This is a genomic window from Autumnicola tepida, assembly GCF_031846485.1.
In the GTDB taxonomy this organism is placed as follows: domain Bacteria; phylum Bacteroidota; class Bacteroidia; order Flavobacteriales; family Flavobacteriaceae; genus Autumnicola; species Autumnicola tepida.
This window is the reverse complement of record NZ_JAVRHQ010000001.1, coordinates 127121-147459: the sequence shown is the minus strand read 5'-3', so window position 1 is coordinate 147459 and position 20339 is coordinate 127121. Positions and strand designations below refer to the sequence as shown.

Sequence of the window (20339 nt, the reverse complement as noted above, 5' to 3'; positions counted from 1 at the left end):
TTGTTTAAATAAAAGCTTTATTGTTTAATCCACTTTTTGGCAATCTCCTTTTCCTCTAAGTCAAAATATTTTACTTCAGCATTGGTAAAAGGTTTCATGAACTTTGTAATCCAGTCCTGCCATTTTTTATCACCTACCATGGCGATTTTTTCATAATCTTTTGCGTGGGCAGTATCCATTTTTAGATCTTCCCACAGGCCTGGAAAATCCCAGCCGGTAAAATTCTCCATTTCAAAATACCAGCGTACGTTTAATCCTTTGTCCAAAATAGCATGAATAATGGGATGTACCTTCTCAATATCCATTTCGGATAAATCTCCCGATGCTCTGGTTGCAATAATATTATCTCCTGAAATCTCTATAATTTGTAACATATCTATTTTTATTAATTATTAACCGCCTAAATCGTAAAACCATTCTTCAGCTTTCATAATTCCTTCTTTTATGGCATTTCCCTTAGTATAATTCTTTTCTATAACCAGACTTTTAGCAATTTCCAGGGCTTTTTGCTTCACTGCAGGATGGAGGCCATCCAAACTGGTTTTAAATTCTTCAAAGGTCCATTCCATAGCTTCATTTTAATGGTTGAACAGTTCTTTTTCTTTTTCGGGATCCATCTCATTCTTTGACTTTTTGTCCAAAAAATAATCCAGCACGATGCCCACTATAATTGCTCCCACAAAAGCAACATACACCTGCCAGTTAAACTGAACTACCAGAGACAGGCTAATAATTATGGCCAAAATGGGTAGGATAGGTACTTTCCCTATGGAAAGGGGAACTTTAAAAGGTCTTTCTTTGTCAGGTGCTTTATAACGCAAAACGATGAGTGCAATATTCACAGCTACAAAAACGAGTAACGCCCCTAAAGAGGACATTCCTGCGACAATTTTAATATCTCCCAATAACAAAAATGCCGCTACCGCAGCCATAACCACCAGTGTAGTTACCCAGGGTACTTTCTGTGCATTGGTCTTGGTCATAAATTTTGGAAGCTCGCCCACGCTTGCCATACCGAAAAGCAACCTGCTAATGGAAATAATGCCACTAAAAGCCGCATTAGCCGTAGCAAAAAGTGCCGCAACTGCCAGGGCTACGGGCAACCAGGAATTTAAATTTGAAGCGGCCAGCGACAATGGGGAATTTACCTTTGCTATTTCTGCGGGGTCACTTATATTGAGTACCGTAAAAGATATTAGTAGGTATATAATTGTGGTAAACACCATTGTCAATAAAAATGCCCTCGGAATCGTCTTGCCCGGATTTTTTACCTCGGAACCCAATGCTGCCATATGCTCAAAGCCGGTATAAACAAAAAATAAGGTAGCAGTCGCTGCCAGGGTGCCGGAAAAGGACTCCACTTTAAAAAATTCTGATTTTGGTGGTCCTGTTTCCAAAAGTCCGACCGCAATAAGAATAAACAATCCCAATAGCTGAATACTGACCATAATGATATTGGCGGTAGATGATTTTTTGATGCCCGTAATGCTTATAAATGCAAGAATCAGTAGCACAGCATAGCTAACCAGTAAGGAAGGGATGTTAAAAAACGTATTGAAATACCCTGAAAAAGCAAGTAGCACCGCGGCGATGGTGGCCGAACTGTGAAATGCAATCGTCCAACCTGTTAGAAAAGATGGAATGTCGATTTTTGGAAAAGCTTTCCGTACAAAAATGAATTCTGCACCGGCATTAGGATAGGTAGAGGACAGCTCTGCATACGACATTGCCGAGACACTGGCCGCAATGGCGGCAAAAATAAAACTCAACCAAAGGTCTGTTCCCGCCTGTCCAGCGGCTGCACCAATTACAGTATATATTCCAGCACCAACAATGGTACCTACACCATAAAAAGTAAGGCGAAGAGTACCCAGAGATTTTTTTAATTCTGCCATAATACTATTAGTAATATATTATCCATTTCTATCTAAATTCCTTTTTTCCATCTCTGCCTTTACGATGCCACGCTCAATAGCCTCTTCTTTTGAACAATTTTTGTTCAAATAGAAATCCCTTGCATATTTTAATGCTACTGCTCTAATATTTTCATCCAGCACATTAAGCCTCTCCTGGTAATCCTTAAATAAATCCTCCTTCATTTTTTAAAATAGTTTTAGAACAAAAAACACCATAGTTAAAAGATATACAATATACGCTGCATCGAAAACGAATATCTGCCATCTGCTGAACCCGTGAAGTTCCTTGCTTTGATGGACAAATACTGAATATAAAAGCGGCATCAGTCCTACAAAAGCCAGGTTGACCCAAAACAACTGGAAATCTTCGATTGGGGTCGTTACCAGTGCCAGGGGGAAAAATGCCACTGTCATGGTAACGGCATTATCTGCAATCACACTGGTGGTACCTGCAGTCACTTCACCTCCCTTTACCACACTCCATGTTTTGAATATTTCAGGGGCGGTAGTCATAATTCCGGTGATAAACAACCCTCCAACAATTTCGGAAATATTCAGTGCCGAAACAATATTTTCGGTAGCTTTTACAATAAAAAAAGCCCCCACGGCTATGGCCAGGGCCCCTGCAACCGAAAGCCATATTTTCTTTTTATCCCATTCTACCTTCTGACCCTTTTCCCTGCCTTTTATAATGGCATGCGTTAAAAAAGCCGCATAGGCAGCCAGCATGATCCACCCATCAATGGGTTGTAATCCACGCCAGGCTTTGGGAAGCGTTAATATAGCCACCAACCCGATAATTACCAGATAGGGGATAGATAATACCGAGACGGAACGTTTGTTCAGGGCCAGCAGGTTGGCATCCAAATGTTTTTGATGCTCCTTATTGTTTTTAAACTTTCTTCTGGAAGCAAAGTATGCAATGGTTACCATGAGCGGAATGGAAATGATATTGGAACCAAGCAAATTCCCCAACCCGATATCAGATACCCCACGGGCGGCGCTCGTAATATTTATCGCCACTTCAGGGCTCGCTGTTACAATAGCCAGGAAAGCTGCCCCTGCAGAAGCAGTAAGCCCCCATTGTTTGCGCAGCATCTTTAAAGGGGTAAGGAGTTGATCAGCACCCCAATGGGCAGCCCAAGCTGCCAATCCCAATACTACTACCCAAAGCCAAGCGTTCATAACTAATCGATTTTTATAATTGTCCTGTTACTTTCAGTATATTTCAACTTTTTCTTATCCGATATTTTCTGGTCTTTTTTTTGTTGGCTTTGAAAGATCAGGAGTAAAATCACTCCCGTGCTAATCCAAACATCTGCGGTATTGAATACAGGGTCGAAAAAAGTAAATTCATTACCTCCCCATAATGGCAGCCATTCCGGAAGCCTTGTATCAATAATAGGGAAGTACCACATATCCACCACATTGCCATTTAAAAATCCGGCATAACCACCGCCTGAGGAGAATATTTCTGCAATATTGCGAAGTGCGGGATCACTTTTTTCAAAAATCAGTCCGTAAAATGCACCGTCAATCAAATTGCCCAATGCACCTGCGTATATAAATGCGGCACAGATTATAAAGACTTTTGCATATCCTTCACGTATCATCTTTTTGATATAAAAGGTCCCCCAAATAACGGCTACGAAGCGAAATAGTATTAAAACAAATTTGGCCAGATAACCTTCGCCAAATTTAAAGCCCCAGGCCATGCCGGCATTCTCCAAAAAATGTAAGCGAAACCAATCCAGGCCAAACACAAAATATTCCTCGCCATAATAAAAATGGGTCTTCACATAAATCTTTATGGCCTGGTCTATTACCAACAACAGTAAAATTAATAATGCTACACTACTTTTATTCATAATTTCCTTATTCTTGCCCAACGTCTTGTGCAACATATATTTGCATTATTTAGATAATTTTAAAATTCTTATGGCGCCCCGCATTACAAACGTGAAAACGATGCCGCCAATTACCAAATCGGGCCATTTGCTATCCAGAAAATAGACCAGCACCCCGGCCAGTATCACCCCGCCGTTTACGATGATATCATTGGACGTAAAAATAGCACTGGCCTGCATATGCGCCTCCTTACTTTTGGCCTTATTTATCAACCAGAGCGAAATAAGGTTCCCCAGTAAGGCTAAAATGGAAACTATGATCATCCATTCGAACATTGGTGTTTCACTACTTGTAAAAAACCTTCTTAATACCTCTGCAAAACCAAGTGTTGCCAATGCAATTTGAAAGTAGCCGCTGAATTTTGCCACCTTCTTTTTTCTGGAAATGGCACCACCTACTGCAAATAAACTTAGCGCATATACTATCGAATCTGCCAGCATATCCAAAGAATCTGCAATTAGGCCCATAGAAGAAGAAATCCACCCCGTGGTCATTTCGATAATGAAAAAGCCGAAATTTATCCCCAGGACCCACCAAAGGATTGTTTTCTGTTTGGATTGGTCTTCTATTACGGGAGGCTCGGCTTCTTCGGTCCCCATAAATTTATCACCTAATTTTAATTCTGAAATCGAGGCTTTGATTTCCTCATTCCCTTCAAGGTGATATACTTCAAGTTTTCGATTGGGTATATCAAAATCCAAATATTTCACTTGAGCATAAGATTCCAATTTCATCCGGATCATCTGTTCTTCTGAAGGACAGTCCATTTGACTTACTATAAAAGTACTTTTGTTCATTTCTCCCATATCACTTAACTATATTTTTCCTTCCTTTATTGGAAGTTAATAAGAGAATTACCGCACCGCCAATAGCTGCAAGTAATGAAGCTATCAAAATGCTTATTTTCGAAATTTTAATCAATTCCTGATCATTAAATGCGAGATTGGTAATAAAAAGGGACATGGTAAAGCCAATTCCCGCGATCATACCAATTCCAATTATATGTTTCCAGTTTAGTGTAATATGTAATTCGGAAACTCCAAGTTTTTGCCCGATCAATGTAAAAATACCAATCCCTGTTACTTTCCCAATAGCTAATCCCAAAAGGATCCCCAGCCCTAAAGAACCGGAAACAACCTCAATTAAATTTACATCGAGCTTTACTCCCGCATTCGCGACTGCAAAAATTGGAATGATAAAGAAAGCATTGAAATCAACAAGGGAATTTTCCAGTTTGAGCAAAGGAGGCCTTGAATTCTCAGTATCTGTTTTAATAGCTTTTAAAATTATTTGTTGTTTTTTATCCTGAAGAGGATTTAATTTTTCCAGCTCTGTTTTCTCAAGATTAGTAACGTTTGTGGCGGTCCTTTCTTTTAATATTTTACTGTCTAATTTGGGCACTATTGGAATGGTAATGGCAAAAAGTACTCCCGCAATAGTTGGATGGATCCCCGAATTAAGGAAGCAATACCATAAGATGATCCCAATAATAATATACCAAATCAAATTTTTGATCCCAGTCCAATTCATTAATAATAATAACCCAAATGCCCCCATGCCCGATCCAAGGTATATCCAGCTCAACTCGTTGCTATAAAACAATGCTATCACCAATATGGCACCTATATCGTCAGCAATAGCGAGGGCTATTAAAAATGTTTTTAACTGCCTGGGGACATTTTTTCCCAGTAGGCCAATAATCCCTAGTGAATATGCGATATCGGTAGCCATAGGGATGCCCCAACCCTTTATATTTTCAGTGCCTAAATTTAGGCTAATAAAAATGAGGGCCGGAACTGCCATGCCACCTAAAGCTGCCAACAATGGGGCTGAGGCTTTTTTAATTGAAGATAATTCCCCCACCATAACCTCCCTCTTCAATTCAAGGCCGGCAACCAAAAAGAAAATTGCCATTAGGCCATCATTGATCCATTCTTCAATTGTTAGCCCAAAACTAAGATGCTCGGAAAATTCAAAAAGCAATTCATCGCCAAGAAAATGATGATAGGCACCTGCCCACTTTGAATTAGCTAAAAGAAGGGCAACTATAGTAGCAATTATTAAAAAAATCCCCCCAGCTGTTTCCCTGTCGAGGAACTTTGTTGCCGTTTCCCTGATATACCCAATAGTGGATTGATTTCGAACTGATTGCCCCATTTTATCTTATCTGTTTTTTGAGTTCATTACTTAAACCTTAATATTTCAAAAAGCTCAGTAGCGTCTTAATTTTTAAGAACTTACTGTTAGGTCAACTTTAAATATGCAACGCCCTGTCTTCGGTAGCTGCCAGACAGGCCTCCTTAAAGGTCTCGGAAAATGTGGGGTGACCGTGTGACATTCTTGCAATATCCTCGGCAGCCGCCCTAAATTCCATCGCTACCACCGCTTCGGTATAACTGTCTGCTATGCGAGGGCCTATCATATGCACGCCCAATATCTCATCGGTTTCCTTATCTGCGATTACCTTGATAAAACCATCCGTATCCATACTTATCTTCGCCCGTGCGTTTGCCTTATAGGGAAAAGAGCCCGTTTTTATACTTCTATTGGTCTTCTTCAGTTCTTCTTCCGTCAAGCCTACACCGGCGACCTCAGGCTGGGTGTACACGATATTTGGGATAAGGGAATAATTGATATGTGGCTTTTGACCTGCTATGCTTTCGGCTACAAAAACGCCTTCTTCACTGGCTTTATGGGCAAGCATTGCCCCCCGGATTACATCCCCAATGGCATACACACCCTTGACATTGGTTTCAAGGTTTTTATCTACCGTTATCTGTCCTTTCTCATTGGTTTCCACTCCTATATTTTCAAGCCCTAAACTGGCGGTGTATGGTTTTCGGCCAATGGCCATAAGACAGTAATCGCCATCTAAACTCATTTCTTCTTTATCGGAAAGATTTTCCGCTTTCAATTCTACTTTATCCTCAGTTGCCGTTGCGTTTGTCACCTTATGTTCCAAATAAAAATCAATTCCCTGTTTTCTAAGGGAACGGTGCAATTGATGTCCCAGTGCGCCGTCCATAGTGGCGATAAGGCTATCAAAATATTCTACTATGGAAACCTTTGAACCCAGGCGGGCGAATACGGAACCTATCTCAACACCGATAACGCCACCCCCAACGACCATTAAGTGCTTGGGGATTTCCTGTAGGGCAAGGGCTTCGGTGGAAGAGATGATACGCTTTTTGTCTATTTTAATATTGGGCAGTGAAGCGGGTTTGGACCCTGTGGCAATGATGATTTTATCGGTTGTTATGGTTTCCGTTTTGTCCCCGCCCTTAATCTCAATCGTGTTTTTGTCCTTGATGGTGCCGTGGCCTTGATAGACGGCAACCTTGTTCTTTTTCATCAGATAATCAACACCATTGATGATTTCCTGTACCACATCCTGAACCCTTTGGTTCATTTTCAGGATATCGACATTGGCCTCTTTAACATCAATCCCAAAATTTTCGAATTGATGCTTGAGTTTGTAATAATGCTCAGAGGCTTCCAACCAGGCTTTTGACGGGATACAGCCCACGTTAAGGCAGGTGCCGCCAAGCGTGTTGTACCTTTCAATAATGGCTACTTTTAATCCTAATTGGGCGCAACGGATCGCACTTACATACCCGCCCGGGCCAGATCCTATTATAGTTACATCAAATTTTTCCATATTCACATTTTTTTAAGTTAGTTACGGTGGAAAAAACCTTAAGCTTGACCATTGGGGGCTGGGATTCAGGCTTAAGGCACTCCCACCTATTATTTTTTACTACAGTTTTTACATATCCCTTTTAAAACTAGGTTCACATCGTTCACCTCATACTGGTTTGGCAAACTCTCTTCCGATATTTTATTTGGTAAACAGATTGTTTTCTTACAATTGGTACAATGAAAGTGCATATGTAAATCTGTACTGTGTTTACCTTTGGCGTTTTCATCGGAAATCGCATATTTTGCAAAAGCAGTTCCATCGTCAATTTGGTGCACCATGCTTTTTTTCTCAAAGAGCTTTATCGCCCTGTAGAAAGTGGTCTTATTGGCTGTTTTGATATTTTTATTGATAAAGACTTTTTGCATTTCATTTAAACTTACTGCATAAGTTTTCCTTTTGAGGTATTTGTAAATTTTCAACCTCATTTCAGTGGGACGTATCCCTTTTGACGATAATTTTTTTTCCGTTTTTGTCATTTTATATTCTTTCGAAAAACAGTCTAAGTCCGGATCTAATCTTTTTTATAAGCCAAAAGCCTTAACGCATTAAAAACCACCAGAAGCGTCGAACCTTCATGGATTACTACCGCCACTCCAATATTTGCCAAGCCGAATATGGTTGAAGGTATAAGCAGGGCCACAATACCAAGGCTAACCCAAAGGTTTTGCCTGATAATCGCCTTTGCCTTCCTGCTTAAACCTATGGCAAAGGGCAGGGTTTCCAACTTATCGGCCATTAGCGCAATATCCGCCGTTTCCAGGGCTACATCACTTCCCGCAGCACCCATAGCTATTCCTACAGTGCTGTTTGCCATGGCAGGGGCATCATTAACGCCATCGCCCACCATTGCCACCTTGGATTCCTTTTCTTTTAATTCTTTTATAGCATCCACTTTTTCTTCCGGCAATAGGCTCCCCCAGGCATCGGTCAATCCTATTTCTTCTGCTACTGCGTCTGCTACCTTCTGGTTATCACCAGTAAGCATGATCATTCGTTTAATTCCTATTTCTTTTAATTTTTTAAGGGTTCCCTTGGCGGCTTCACGAGGGGTATCCATTAATGCAATGATGCCTATATATTCTTCATTTTTTCGTATAAGCATTGTTGTATTTCCACCACCTTCAAGACCACGCACTTTCGTAGCTATTTTTTCGGAAGGTGTACTCTCATCAAGCCCTTCGTACAGGTCGAGGTTACCTATATAGATTTTATCATTGCCAAATGATGCTTTAATCCCTTTACCCAGAACTGCCTCTAAATTAGAGGCATTTGGGATTTCCTCGCCTTCCAGACGCTCTTTTCCATCACGAACTACAGCTTTGGCCAGGGGGTGATCACTAAGACCTTCCACGGCTACTGCTATTTTGAGAAGTTCATTGTCTGAAATATCCCCAAGTGGCACCACTTGGGTAAGTTTTGGCTTTCCTTCCGTTAGAGTTCCGGTTTTATCAAAGGCTAGGGCGGTAATAACCCCCAGGTCCTCCAGAGGGCGCCCTCCTTTAATTAATACCCCGCCACGGGCAGCTCTGGCCACTCCACTTAATACAGCACTTGGGGTCGAGATTGCCAACGCACAGGGACTTGCAGCTACTAATACGGCCATCGCCCTGTAAAAGCTGGCGCTAAAGGGTTCGTCAATAACTAAAAAAGCAAACAAAAGAATCCCGACCAAAATAAGGACGGACGGCACAAAATATTTTTCAAATTTATCGGTGAGCAACTGGGTAGGCGATTTTTGAGTCTGAGCTTCGTTAACCAGTTTCACCAATCGGGAAAGCGTTGAATCTTTGGCTGCTTTGATAACTTTAATCTCCAAAGTATTGTTCCCATTGATCGTTCCGGCAAAAACGCGGTTTTCATCTTTAATATCATCTACCTCTGAGTAATCCTTCTCAACATCTTCTACGGGAACTTTATCTACCGGTACACTCTCCCCGGTTATTGGAGCCTGGTTAACACTACTCTGCCCATCTACCACTACGCCATCTGCAGATATTTTACTATTTGGTTTCACCACAATGATATCCCCAATATTGAGTTTTTCGATACCAACTTCTTCCGTTTTACCATTTTTCTTAACCAAAGCTGTTTTTGGCGCCAGTTCTGCCAGTGCAGCTATAGATTTTCGTGCTTTGTTCATTGCATAATGCTCCAAGGCATGCCCCAGGCTAAAGAGAAATAATAACAAAGCTCCTTCAGCCCATTCCCCAAGAATAGCTGCTCCTATAGCTGCGACCAACATGAGAAAATCAATTTCAAATCCACCTTTGGCTACGGTCTGTATGGCTTCTTTTGCTGTAAAGTAACCTCCAAAAAAGTAGGCACCTATGTATAGGGATAAGCTGACCCATTCCGGTATTGATGTTACGTAGGACAAACCAAAACCAATACCCAAAAGAGCACCACAAATAATAGCAAAAATAAGTTCGGTGTTTTTCCCAAAAATACCTCCGTGGGCGTGGGAATTTTCTTCCCCGGCCCCGTGGCTATCCGCTTCTCTATGATTCTGGAGATCAGTATCTTTATGCTTTTGTTCTTCTATATCCCTTACCTTTTCTTTATTTAAATTTTGAGGATTCTTTTCGGCAGATTTAAAGCCCTTATTCTCAGCAGAGGAGCTTTTTTTAACTTGTAGGTTTTCTTTTTCGAGCTTTGTAGTTATCTCATCAAAACTTGTTTCCCGTTTATCATATTCTAAACGGATCATTCCTCCGGCATTGGCGGAAGCTTCCAAAACGCCTTTGATATTCAGCAGACTCTTTTCTAAAGTCCTTGCATGCCGGGTATGTCTAATCCCCTCAACCTCTATAAGCAAATGTCCATATTTCGCGGTAATTTCAGCCCCGGTTCTTTCTGCCAATGATTGAATGCGGTCAATAGAAATTATATCCGGATCGTAATGAAAGCACAATTGTGGCACCGTATCTTCCTGATCGTCTTTTATATGCACTTTATCAAGACCTTCTTTGGCTTCTAATTCTTCAATGAGCCTTTGCACACAAGTGTCTTTTTCATTTGGCACCTGAGGTAACAGTACCGGAATTTTCAGTTGTAATTTTTTCATTTTAGGTGTTGTTTATTTTATGTTTTTTCAAAAAAGGGAAATGATGTGAAACCAATAATAGAATAAGAAAAGCGGATGTAACACTTCCAATGAGGTACATACCAAACCCAATTGATATACCAACCGCGGCAGTGGCCCAAATTGTAGCTGCGGTAGTCAAACCGGAAATTAAATTTTTCGCGCTATCCCTAAAAATAATTCCTGCACCAAGGAACCCAATACCGGAAACAATATTGGCGACAATGCGGGTTTGGGCAGTTACTTCAATATGAGTATTGATTATTGTAATTAATGCGGCCCCAAGGCAAACGGCTGCATACGTTCTAATTCCTGCCGCATTTCCGTCAATTTCCCTATCGAGTCCTATCAGGACACCTAGTAAAAGAGCGACAAATAATCTCGGTATCAGTGTTATTTCAGTTTGAAAATCCATTGTATTCATCTTGTATTATAAAATATAATAATCTGTTGGCTCTTTCTTTACAGGAACATCTGTTTCACCTATCATTTGTTTAATGTTTATTTCTATCGTTTCGGCCAAATCAGTCATGGGTGTATCCAAAGGGTCGTTTTCAAAGGGATCCTGCATGAGTATGGATGTTTTTTCAATGGCAATGAAAATGACTGGTATAATAAATGTTATAGCGATTTCAACTGCTATATTTTTATCGTCCAATCCAAAAGGCAACATTGTAGCAAAAACGTAGATGATCAAATGAATCAATAAGCTGTGTGCTTTGGGGAAGACAGTATTTTTTATACGTTCGCATTTGCCCATTGAATCACATAACCTGGCTATAGTACTGTCTATCTGTACCTGCTGAAAATCATTGACCATACCAATTTCTTTTGCCTTTAACAAAGTTTCAGAGTGTTGTGACAATAAAGCATTAGGAATATTAAATGCTTTAATCCCATAGGATTCTGAGTATACCTTAACCCGAGTGGAAAAGGGTAGTTTCCTCAACGATTCCCCTAGGGCATAGCACCAGATTACCTGACGATCGGTCATCTCTTTCACCATCTTTTGATAGCCTCCTTGATCCCTTGCAAAAAAAGACACACACTGCCTGACCAGTGTTCTGGAATCATTGACAATAGCCCCCCAAATAATACGGGCTTCCCACCACCGTTCATAGGCTTGATTGGTTCGAAAACCCAAAAGTAGAGCCACCGCAGTACCAAAAACGCCGGTTATTGCAATTGGAATAGAGATTTTTGACAAAAAACCATATTGGTCCATATAGCCAACCAGAATTGAATAACTACCGATAAATATCAGGTCAAATTTTATGGTTTTCAAGAAGTCAAAAATTGATATCCGCTTATTTAAGAGCATATTTAAAAATTATTTAAGTCCGTTCAATAAGTTGTTTGCTTATTCTCATAATGTAAACTATACTTCATTGCCACATTTAGAACAAAATTTTGCATCCATAGGTATTGGTTCTTGACAACTTATGCATTTTACTTTACCTAAAGGCTCGCCATAATGTTGACAAAAAGAAGCATTTTCAGGATTGTCTTTGCCGCATTTTGTACATCTCACAACAACCTTGGGTTCATTAAATCTTGGGTCATTATTTTTACGTTGATGCTTGTTGGAATGATGACCATAATTTCCTCTTAATAAATGTTTTAAAAATCCCATATTGTTTAGTTTAAGTATGTTTCCATATATTCCAACGCCTCGGGCATATCCAACTCGCGGGTTCCGTTCCCTGTTCTGATAAAGAAATGCGAACGATCGCCCAAATTCAAATACACAGGTTTTTGTGATTTGTGAACCCTTACATAACAGATATCCTTTTCTTCAAATTGGTGAAAAGACACTTTAACCAAAGTGCAAAAATGGGTACCCAACTTGAGGGACACCAATTGCATTATATATTGCTCAAACCCGTCCTTGCCAGGTTTTTTTAAAGTACCATAATCCTGTTCCAGCCCCAGAATACTACCTTCATCATCAATTCCGATAATTAAATGCCCTCCTTGGGTGTTCATAAACCCGGCAATTGTTTTTGCTATTACGTCTTCCAAAGCCTTATTCGGTTTAAACTGCCTCAAATCCCATCTCAAGGTAGATTTAAATTCTACTTGCTGGTTTTCTCCTGCCGCAATCAGCTCTCTGATCTCCTCCAGCTTATCTCTTCTTCCGGTCAATTGAAATATTCTTTGCCTGACCATAAACATAAGCGACAAGGCAATGCCCAGCAGTCCAAATAGCAATTTGATGATGGCTTGATCCAAATCCCATGAACTAACTTCCTGCTGATATGAAGCAAGCAGAGATTTCCACCATTCGCCATTACCTCCCTGCATGTCATACATGTGGAGTGAAATAACCAGGGGCTGTATTATAAATAAGCCAAGGGCTAATCCAATGAATATAAAAACAAATACTTTGCGTTTTTTCATTTTTACCTTCTTTTATAAGCCATAGGTGCCATCGCTTTCGATGCCTGTGCCTTATAACTACTTCTTCTTATCCTGAAGGACTTTCTTCTTTTGTTCAAATTCCTCATCGCTTATCTCGCCCCGGGCGTATCGTTCTCTCAGGGCTTCCATAGCCTTATCCTTCCGTCTATTTTGTCCCGGGGTGGGATAAGGAATTAAGAATATCCAAAAGATGAGGATTATCCAAAGCCCCCACCATATCCAGTGCATTCCCCCAAAATTCCAGTTGTCCATCATAATCTTTCTGTTTAAATTTATTTAACTTTTTTAATGATTTCCTTTCTCCATCCATTCCTTGGCCAAATGTTTTTCTTCAGGGCTAAAGAATTTAATATGTGCCTTTGTAAAGGGTATCAAAACTTCGGTAAACTGTTCCTGCCATTTTGTAATTCCCACCAATGCAACCTTTTTAACGCGTTCTTCATTCGGAAGTTTCAGTTCAATGCCTTTCCAATACGCACTTGCAGTCCACCCCTCAAAATTTTCCATTTCAATATACCAGTATACTTTATGGTTTGCCTGTATATGGTTTTTTAATTGAGATATCAAATTGTCATAATCGGTAGCATCCAATCTATTTTGAGCTACCATATATACCTTGTTTTCTTTTTTATAAATTTTCATCATTGTTCCAATTTTTTAAATCAAAAAACTTAATCCAAGTCATTGCTACATTTCTCACAGACTCCCTTGGCCACCAGATTGATATCCTCTGCCACATAGCCGTCGGGCAGGTTTATCTGAGGGATTTTGTGCTCTGTAAGGCACACGGTTTCCCCGCAACTATTGCAATGAAAATGTAAGTGAAGGTCGTTTCCCACCTCACATTCACAATTGTCTTCGCACAGGGCATATTTAATGATGCCGGTGCCATCCTCAATTTGATGCACGATTCCTTTTTCTTCAAATGTCTTCATAGTACGGAAAAGCGTACTCCTTTCCGAGCTTTCGAAATCCTTTCCAAGGTCGCCTAAGCTAACGGCCACATTCAGTTGTGCCAGCCGTCTATAGGTCATCAAGCGCATTGCCGTAGGGCGGATGCCTTTGCTTTCCAACTTTTTTACTATTTTTTCCATTTGCTATAAAAGTATTTAGGGGTCGTAACGCTTTATGGATTCCCCGGTTTTTATCTGGAAGGCATCTTCAATATCGGAAAGATAAATTATTCCGTCACCGGGTTCAGTTGTTTTTGCATTCTCAAGGATAATATCTATTGCTGATTGTGCTTCTTCGTTTTGACATACCAGTTCTAACTTTACAACCGGACTGTCTGTTACACGGAAATCTAAAGAAGGTGATGCGCCTTTTGCTTTAAAAGCCCCCGTTCCTTCTCCCTGGGAAAGGGTCATACTTTTAAATCCGCTTTCACTAAGAGCTTCAATTACATTTTGAACTCGTTTCGGTTTTATAAATGCTTTTATTTCTTTCATTGCTGTAATATTAATTTTAGTATTAAGGATGAACCCTCTGGAATTTTAATTAAGACAAACATTTAACAGAGAGTCCATCCATCTAATTTTTTTAATTTAATGACCATGGGAAGTCTGGCTTTTCTGCATTTCAGAAACCAGATAATAGGCATTATTATAGGCAACCAACGTACCTTCAGGCAGAGGCTCCAGCAGTTTAATTTCAACCCAACCATCTTCATTTATTCCCGTTCTAACCTGCACTGGTTTCAATTCCCATTCGGTTTCACCATCTTCCTGGTGTTTTTGGGCCGTAAAGATGTAGGGATTTCCTTCTTCTTCAATTATTGCTTCTTCCGGTAAGGCAGGAACAGCTTCTTCACCGGTCCTGATTTTTCCGTTTATATACATCCCCGGAATTAGAAAATCTTCTTTATTATCGATTTCTGCATGCACATGTACCGCTTTGGGGTTTTGTTCAAATTGTTTCCCCACTGAATAAATTTCCCCGGTTAAATTACTGCCTGGAACCGATTCCAGTGTAAACGCAATCTTTTGGCCTTCTTTCACCTTATAAATATCTTTTTCAAAAACCATTAGATCGGCATGAACATGTTCATTATCAACTACCATAAACATACTGGTCTGAGGGTCTACATATTGTCCTACCTGTACCAGTACTTTTTCAATATAACCTCCAATTGGGCTTACTACCGGAATATATTCATATAATTCACCGTCTCTAACCTGGGAAGCATTTAGGTTTAACTGGCGCAATTGCGATTCGTACCCCCGCACTTCACCTTGTACAGACTGGTAATCTGATTGGGTTTGTTGAAAAGATTTTCCAGATCCTACCTCTGCTTCATATAAACGTTTCTGTCTTTCAAATTCCTTTTCCAAAAATTGCATCCTACTATATGCATTAATATAATCAGACTGCATTCTGGTTAAATTTGGGTGAGAAAGATAAGCCAACACCTGACCTTTATTTACCTTATCCCCCTCAATAACCTTTATAGAAGTTATATTACCGCCTAAAATTGCCGTAACGGTAGCTTCATATTGTGGCGGCACTTCTAACTGGCCATTGGCTTCCACAATACCCGACAAAGCTTTTTTAGGCAAGGTATCTACTTTAATCCCCAGACTATTGAATTTCATTTCTGAAAGATGTACCGAACGCATCCCACCTTCTTCTTCACCGTGTTCTTCATCTCCTTCCTCACCGTGATTTTCACCTTCTTCGGTATTAGTAGTTGCAGTTTCACTGGAAGCATCTTCCCCTGCCGCAGGATTTTCTTTACATCCAAAGAATATGCTGAGCGTTAAGGCAAGCATTAGAATATTTATTGATCTTGTATTCATATCGATTTTCTTATTTTAATTTTTAATTTGAATTCTTAAGGTAATATTCCAGTTGGTAGCGGCTGTCGAGATAATCGTTAAAAGCACTCCAGGCATTTACCTCGATTCTAATGGCATCTCTTATATTTTGGAGAAATGTCACATAATCGATAGCGCCTTCCTTAAAGGCCAGCACTGATCCACCTTGTTGCTCTTTGGCCAGCGGAAGTGCTTCATCCCTATAATAATTCCATGAGTTTCTCCATTTGATGTAGTCTTCACGCATATTTTTATAGGCGGTTTCCAGTTCGATTTTATCCTGATAAAAGTTTTGCTCTGCAATCTGTCTATTTACTTGTGCTTCCTGTGTACGGCCTAATTCCGGCCCAAAAAACAGCGGAATTTGAATTCCTATTTGATATTGGAAGAAACCCGATTGCCCGGCTATTTCCTGCCTACCGTACTGACCCTGAAATTTGGGCAAAAATTCAGATTTTCGTTCTCTGGTAACCGCTTTGGCAACATCTATCCTTTGTTCCGAAACCTGCAGCAACGGATGATTTTCAAGCGACTCTACCAGAAAGTTTAAAGGTTCGTCTAAAGTTTCAACAGGCAAATCTGGTACATCATAGATTGTGTCACTAACGAACCATAGGTTTAAACGCTGTATTGATTTCAGGTAATCTCGGTACGATTGTTCCAGCTGTATTTTAACCTCATTCCCCTGATTTGAAGTAGCAAGATACTCCAGTTTAGAGGTAGCTTCTGTTTCATACCTGATTCGTGCTGCTCTTTCAATGTCTTCAAAAATTGAATCCATTTTCTTATATACCCGATACCTCTTTTTACTTGTATAAACTGAAGCCCAGGCCCTGCTTACTTCACGTTCCACTTCTAAGGTATTTAGTTCTAAAGCATTTTCAGCAAGGGCCACCCTTTCTTTCTGTAATTTCAAACGGGGAGCTATTCCAAAAACATCTATGCCTTGTTGTTGAACACCAATTTGGGTATAGATCCCATCAGAGCCATTTCCTACCTCTTCTTTTCCTGTAAAGATTTGGGTATTCCCAAAATCATAGGCGGTTTTACGCAATACTTCCTCACTTTCAATTTCAAGTTGGGCAGCTTTTAATTGTGGAAAGTTTTGGATTGCCATTTCTTTAGCCTCTTCCAAACTAATAGTTTGTAAAGAATCCTGTATTGGATTTTCCGATGACATTTCATCAGATTGTGCATTTACGGAAAAGGTTCCGCCTAACATCAAGCCAATTATCAAAATTGTGGCTAAAGATCGTGAATTGGAAGAACCAAGCTTGTTCTGTTCCTTTTTCTCTCGTCTCTTCTCTACAAATGTATAAAGGACAGGAAGAACAACCAGCGTAAGTAAGGTAGCTGTAAGCATGCCACCAATAACAACCGTAGCAAGGGGTCGTTGTACTTCAGCTCCTGCTGACGATGAAAAAGCCATCGGCAGAAATCCAAAAATATCTGTTGTTGCTGTTAACATAATGGGACGTATTCGTTCTTTGGTTCCTGTAAAAATTCTATCTTTTATACTGGTTACCCCTTCTTCTTTTAAGGAATTAAACCTGTTAATAAGCACCAGCCCGTTTAAAACGGCAACCCCAAACAATACAATGAAGCCTACACCAGCTGAAATACTAAACGGCATATCTCTTAACCAAAGAGCAAATATTCCTCCAATAGCCGCCAGTGGAATGGCTATATAGATCATAATTGATTGGGAAAAAGATTGGAGTGCAAAGTACAGAAGCACGAATATCAGAAATAGAGCGATGGGCACTACTATTTGTAAACGCCCTTTTGCTCTTTGAAGGTTTTCAAACTCCCCACCATAAGTAATGTAATATCCTGGAGGTAAATCTAACTCTTCATCCAATTTTTGCTGGATGTCATTTACCACAGATTCCACATCCCTCCCGCGGGCATTAACTCCCACATAGGTTCTTCTAAAGGTGTTATCCCTGGAAATTTGCATAGGACCCGGTACATAACTAATATCAGCTACTTCCTTAATCGGAACCTGGGTTCCATCCGGCAGATCTATATAGAGGGTACGTAAATCATCAATGCTTTGGCGGTGCGCCTCATCAAAACGTATTACCATATCAAACCGCTTTTCCCCTTCAAAGATCACTCCGGCCGTTCCTCCGGCAAAAGCTGCACTTATATAATCGTTAATCTTTTCAATGTCCAATCCATATTGCGCAATTTTTTTACGATTAAACCGCACCGTCATTTGTGGAAGACCAGATGTTCGTTCAGGGTTCACATCTCCTACGCCCGGTATAGTCTGTATTATTTCAGCCATTTTATCAGCTTTTTCAGCAAGAAGGTCTAAATCTTCGCCATATAATTTTACCGCAACATCTTCCCTGACCCCGGTAAGCAGTTCATTAAAACGAAGCTCTACAGGCTGGCTAAAAACCAGGTTGACTCCCGTAAGTTCTTCATTAAGTTTCTCTTTGATCTTTTCTATCAATTCCTCTTTAGAACTTGCCGAAGTCCAATTATCCATATCCTTCTCTAATACAATAAACATATCGGCAATATCCATAGGCATTGGATCAGTAGGGATATCGGCAACCCCAATCCTCGCTACGGCGGTTTCTACTTCCGGGAAATTCTCAAGAAGGATATCTTCTATTTTTGTGGAAACATCGATTGTTTCACTCAACCCACTTCCAGGCCTGATTAACGCCTGCATGGCGATATCCCCTTCATCAAGTTGAGGGACAAATTCCCCTCCCATTCTGGAAAAGATAAAACCGGCTACTATAAGTGAGACAACCGCAGACCCCAATACTATGAACTTCAATCTTAAAGCTCCTTTTAATAAAGGCATGTATCCTTTTTGAATCCCTCCAATAATTTTATCACTAACTTTTTCCAGCCAGCGTTCAAACTTTCCAAACCAGTTCTTTTTATTCTGAATTGGTTTCATAAATAAAGCAGACATCATAGGGACATAGGTAAGGCATAAGAAAATAGCACCTATCATGGCAAAACCAAAAGTAAATGCCATTGGCCGAAACATTTTCCCTTCTACCCCCGTTAGAAAAAGAATGGGCGCAAATACGATAAGAATGATAATTTGTCCAAAAAAGGCGGAACCCATCATCGTACTTCCGGCATCATAGGCTACTTCATCCATTTTAGCCTTATTAAATTTTATTTTGCCGGAACGCATCCGTTTTTGTATTTCATATACCGTACCCTCAATGATGATCACAGCACCGTCTATAATAATTCCAAAGTCAATAGCTCCCAAACTCATTAGATTGGCCCAGACATTGAATTGCTTCATCAATATAAAAGCAAAAAGAAGTGATAATGGAATGGTAGTAGCAGTTATAAGACCGCCTCTCAGACTACCTAATAATATTACTAAGGCAAAAATCACGATTAAAGCACCTTCCAGAAGATTCTGGGTCACGGTACTCGTAGTTCTTTCAATTAAAACACTTCTGTCAAGGAAGGGTTCTATTGATAAACCTTCAGGCAAAGATTGTTCTACCGTCTCCATACGATCCTGAACATTTGCAATTACTTTATTAGGATTTGCACCTTTCAACATGAGCACCATACCGCCAACAGCTTCACGGCCATCCTGGGTAAAAGCACCATAGCGTACCTGGCTACCAAACTGGACCTCTTCAGCTGCATCTCCAATTGTTACAGGCACTCCATTTTCATTCTTGATAACAATAGATTTTATATCATCTAGTGACCTGATTAAACCCTCACCACGGATAAAATTGGCCATATTATTTTTTTCTATATATGCACCGCCTGTATTAACATTATTTTTTTGCAGGGCATCGAAGACTTGGGAAATAGAAACGTTTAACGCATTCAGTTTTTCGGGATTAATGGCAATTTCATATTGTTTTATAGAGCCCCCAAATGAATTTACCTCTACTACACCTTCGACGAGGGTCATTTGACGCTTTACGATCCAATCCTGGATGGTACGCAATTCCGTAGGGGAATAAACGGTGTCATACTCTTTTTGGGGCTTTATCGTATATTGATAAATCTCACCCAAACCTGTAGTAATGGGTCCCATAGCGGGACTTCCAAATTTTTCAGGTATTTGGTCCCTGACTTCGTTTAGTTTTTCCTGAACCAGTTGACGGGGTTTGTAAATGCCCATATCGTCCTCAAAAACAATTGTAACCACGGAAAGGCCAAATCGGGAAACAGATCGTATTTCCGTAACCCCGGGCAGGTTCCCCATTGAGAGTTCTACAGGATAGGTTACAAATTGTTCAATATCTTCTGTTGCAAGATTAGGTGATTGGGTGATCACCTGAACCTGGTTGTTAGTAATATCTGGCACCGATCCCAGGTTGACGGTCATCATGGACCAAATACCCGTCCCTATCAGCGCTAAGGTAAGTAGTCCAATAATAAATTTATTATTAATGGAAAATGCGATTATCTTATTAATCATATAAATAAAAATTTAATTCAGTTAAAATTCTTGATAATAATTTTGTGCCTAACAAAATCTA

At 40.1% G+C, this 20339-nt stretch carries 21 protein-coding genes; all 21 read right to left on the bottom strand.

Features of this window, described 5'->3' with window-relative positions:
- Positions 1-17: 17 nt before the first annotated feature.
- The gene (locus RM553_RS00715; protein ID WP_008615606.1) at positions 18-374 is read right to left on the bottom strand and encodes a SpoIIAA family protein; all 357 of its coding nucleotides are present in this window, start codon (positions 372-374) and stop codon (positions 18-20) included.
- Positions 375-392: 18 nt separating this feature from the next.
- Positions 393-569 (bottom strand): hypothetical protein, encoded by a 177-nt coding sequence (locus tag RM553_RS00710; RefSeq protein WP_013073441.1) that lies wholly within the window; start codon positions 567-569, stop codon positions 393-395.
- 9 nt (positions 570-578) lie between these two features.
- Complete coding sequence (locus RM553_RS00705) at positions 579-1895, bottom strand: APC family permease (RefSeq protein ID WP_013073442.1); 1317 nt, start codon at positions 1893-1895, stop codon at positions 579-581.
- Between the two features lie 18 nt (positions 1896-1913).
- A complete protein-coding gene (locus RM553_RS00700) occupies positions 1914-2099 on the bottom strand; it encodes a hypothetical protein (protein WP_013073443.1) in 186 nt (61 codons plus the stop codon).
- 3 nt (positions 2100-2102) lie between these two features.
- Positions 2103-3101, bottom strand: a complete 999-nt coding sequence (locus RM553_RS00695; RefSeq protein ID WP_013073444.1) for a sodium:calcium antiporter — start codon at positions 3099-3101, stop codon at positions 2103-2105.
- Between the two features lie 2 nt (positions 3102-3103).
- Positions 3104-3784 (bottom strand): lipoprotein signal peptidase, encoded by a 681-nt coding sequence (locus RM553_RS00690; RefSeq protein WP_041579156.1) that lies wholly within the window; start codon positions 3782-3784, stop codon positions 3104-3106.
- A 45-nt stretch (positions 3785-3829) separates the two neighbouring features.
- The gene (locus tag RM553_RS00685; RefSeq protein ID WP_217806691.1) at positions 3830-4621 is read right to left on the bottom strand and encodes a cation efflux transmembrane domain-containing protein; all 792 of its coding nucleotides are present in this window, start codon (positions 4619-4621) and stop codon (positions 3830-3832) included.
- A 10-nt stretch (positions 4622-4631) separates the two neighbouring features.
- Positions 4632-5981 (bottom strand): Na+/H+ antiporter NhaA, encoded by a 1350-nt coding sequence (nhaA, locus tag RM553_RS00680; RefSeq protein ID WP_057482990.1) that lies wholly within the window; start codon positions 5979-5981, stop codon positions 4632-4634.
- A 97-nt stretch (positions 5982-6078) separates the two neighbouring features.
- Positions 6079-7482, bottom strand: a complete 1404-nt coding sequence (gene lpdA / locus RM553_RS00675; RefSeq protein ID WP_057482989.1) for a dihydrolipoyl dehydrogenase — start codon at positions 7480-7482, stop codon at positions 6079-6081.
- A gap of 89 nt (positions 7483-7571) precedes the next feature.
- Entirely contained in the window at positions 7572-8000 is a 429-nt protein-coding gene (locus tag RM553_RS00670; protein WP_057482988.1) for a Fur family transcriptional regulator, read from the bottom strand.
- Between the two features lie 35 nt (positions 8001-8035).
- Positions 8036-10588: a heavy metal translocating P-type ATPase gene (locus RM553_RS00665; protein ID WP_311532973.1), complete on the bottom strand. Its 2553-nt coding sequence runs from the start codon at positions 10586-10588 to the stop codon at positions 8036-8038.
- 1 nt (position 10589) lies between these two features.
- The gene (locus RM553_RS00660) at positions 10590-11021 is read right to left on the bottom strand and encodes an MgtC/SapB family protein (protein ID WP_311532971.1); all 432 of its coding nucleotides are present in this window, start codon (positions 11019-11021) and stop codon (positions 10590-10592) included.
- A gap of 15 nt (positions 11022-11036) precedes the next feature.
- Complete coding sequence (locus tag RM553_RS00655; RefSeq protein ID WP_008613747.1) at positions 11037-11927, bottom strand: bestrophin family protein; 891 nt, start codon at positions 11925-11927, stop codon at positions 11037-11039.
- A 57-nt stretch (positions 11928-11984) separates the two neighbouring features.
- Positions 11985-12239 carry a zinc ribbon domain-containing protein gene (locus RM553_RS00650; protein WP_008613749.1) on the bottom strand — a complete coding sequence of 85 codons (255 nt, stop codon included), beginning with the start codon at positions 12237-12239 and terminating at the stop codon, positions 11985-11987.
- A gap of 5 nt (positions 12240-12244) precedes the next feature.
- Positions 12245-13006, bottom strand: a complete 762-nt coding sequence (locus RM553_RS00645) for an AlbA family DNA-binding domain-containing protein (RefSeq protein ID WP_311532966.1) — start codon at positions 13004-13006, stop codon at positions 12245-12247.
- Positions 13007-13063: 57 nt separating this feature from the next.
- Positions 13064-13282: an SHOCT domain-containing protein gene (locus RM553_RS00640; protein ID WP_008615618.1), complete on the bottom strand. Its 219-nt coding sequence runs from the start codon at positions 13280-13282 to the stop codon at positions 13064-13066.
- A gap of 30 nt (positions 13283-13312) precedes the next feature.
- Positions 13313-13672 carry a SpoIIAA family protein gene (locus tag RM553_RS00635; protein ID WP_128766681.1) on the bottom strand — a complete coding sequence of 120 codons (360 nt, stop codon included), beginning with the start codon at positions 13670-13672 and terminating at the stop codon, positions 13313-13315.
- 26 nt (positions 13673-13698) lie between these two features.
- Positions 13699-14121: a Fur family transcriptional regulator gene (locus RM553_RS00630; RefSeq protein ID WP_128766680.1), complete on the bottom strand. Its 423-nt coding sequence runs from the start codon at positions 14119-14121 to the stop codon at positions 13699-13701.
- A gap of 15 nt (positions 14122-14136) precedes the next feature.
- Positions 14137-14475 carry a P-II family nitrogen regulator gene (locus RM553_RS00625; RefSeq protein WP_009778856.1) on the bottom strand — a complete coding sequence of 113 codons (339 nt, stop codon included), beginning with the start codon at positions 14473-14475 and terminating at the stop codon, positions 14137-14139.
- A 96-nt stretch (positions 14476-14571) separates the two neighbouring features.
- The gene (locus RM553_RS00620; RefSeq protein WP_190324899.1) at positions 14572-15822 is read right to left on the bottom strand and encodes an efflux RND transporter periplasmic adaptor subunit; all 1251 of its coding nucleotides are present in this window, start codon (positions 15820-15822) and stop codon (positions 14572-14574) included.
- Between the two features lie 22 nt (positions 15823-15844).
- Complete coding sequence (locus RM553_RS00615) at positions 15845-20278, bottom strand: CusA/CzcA family heavy metal efflux RND transporter (RefSeq protein WP_008613766.1); 4434 nt, start codon at positions 20276-20278, stop codon at positions 15845-15847.
- Positions 20279-20339 lie beyond the last annotated feature (61 nt).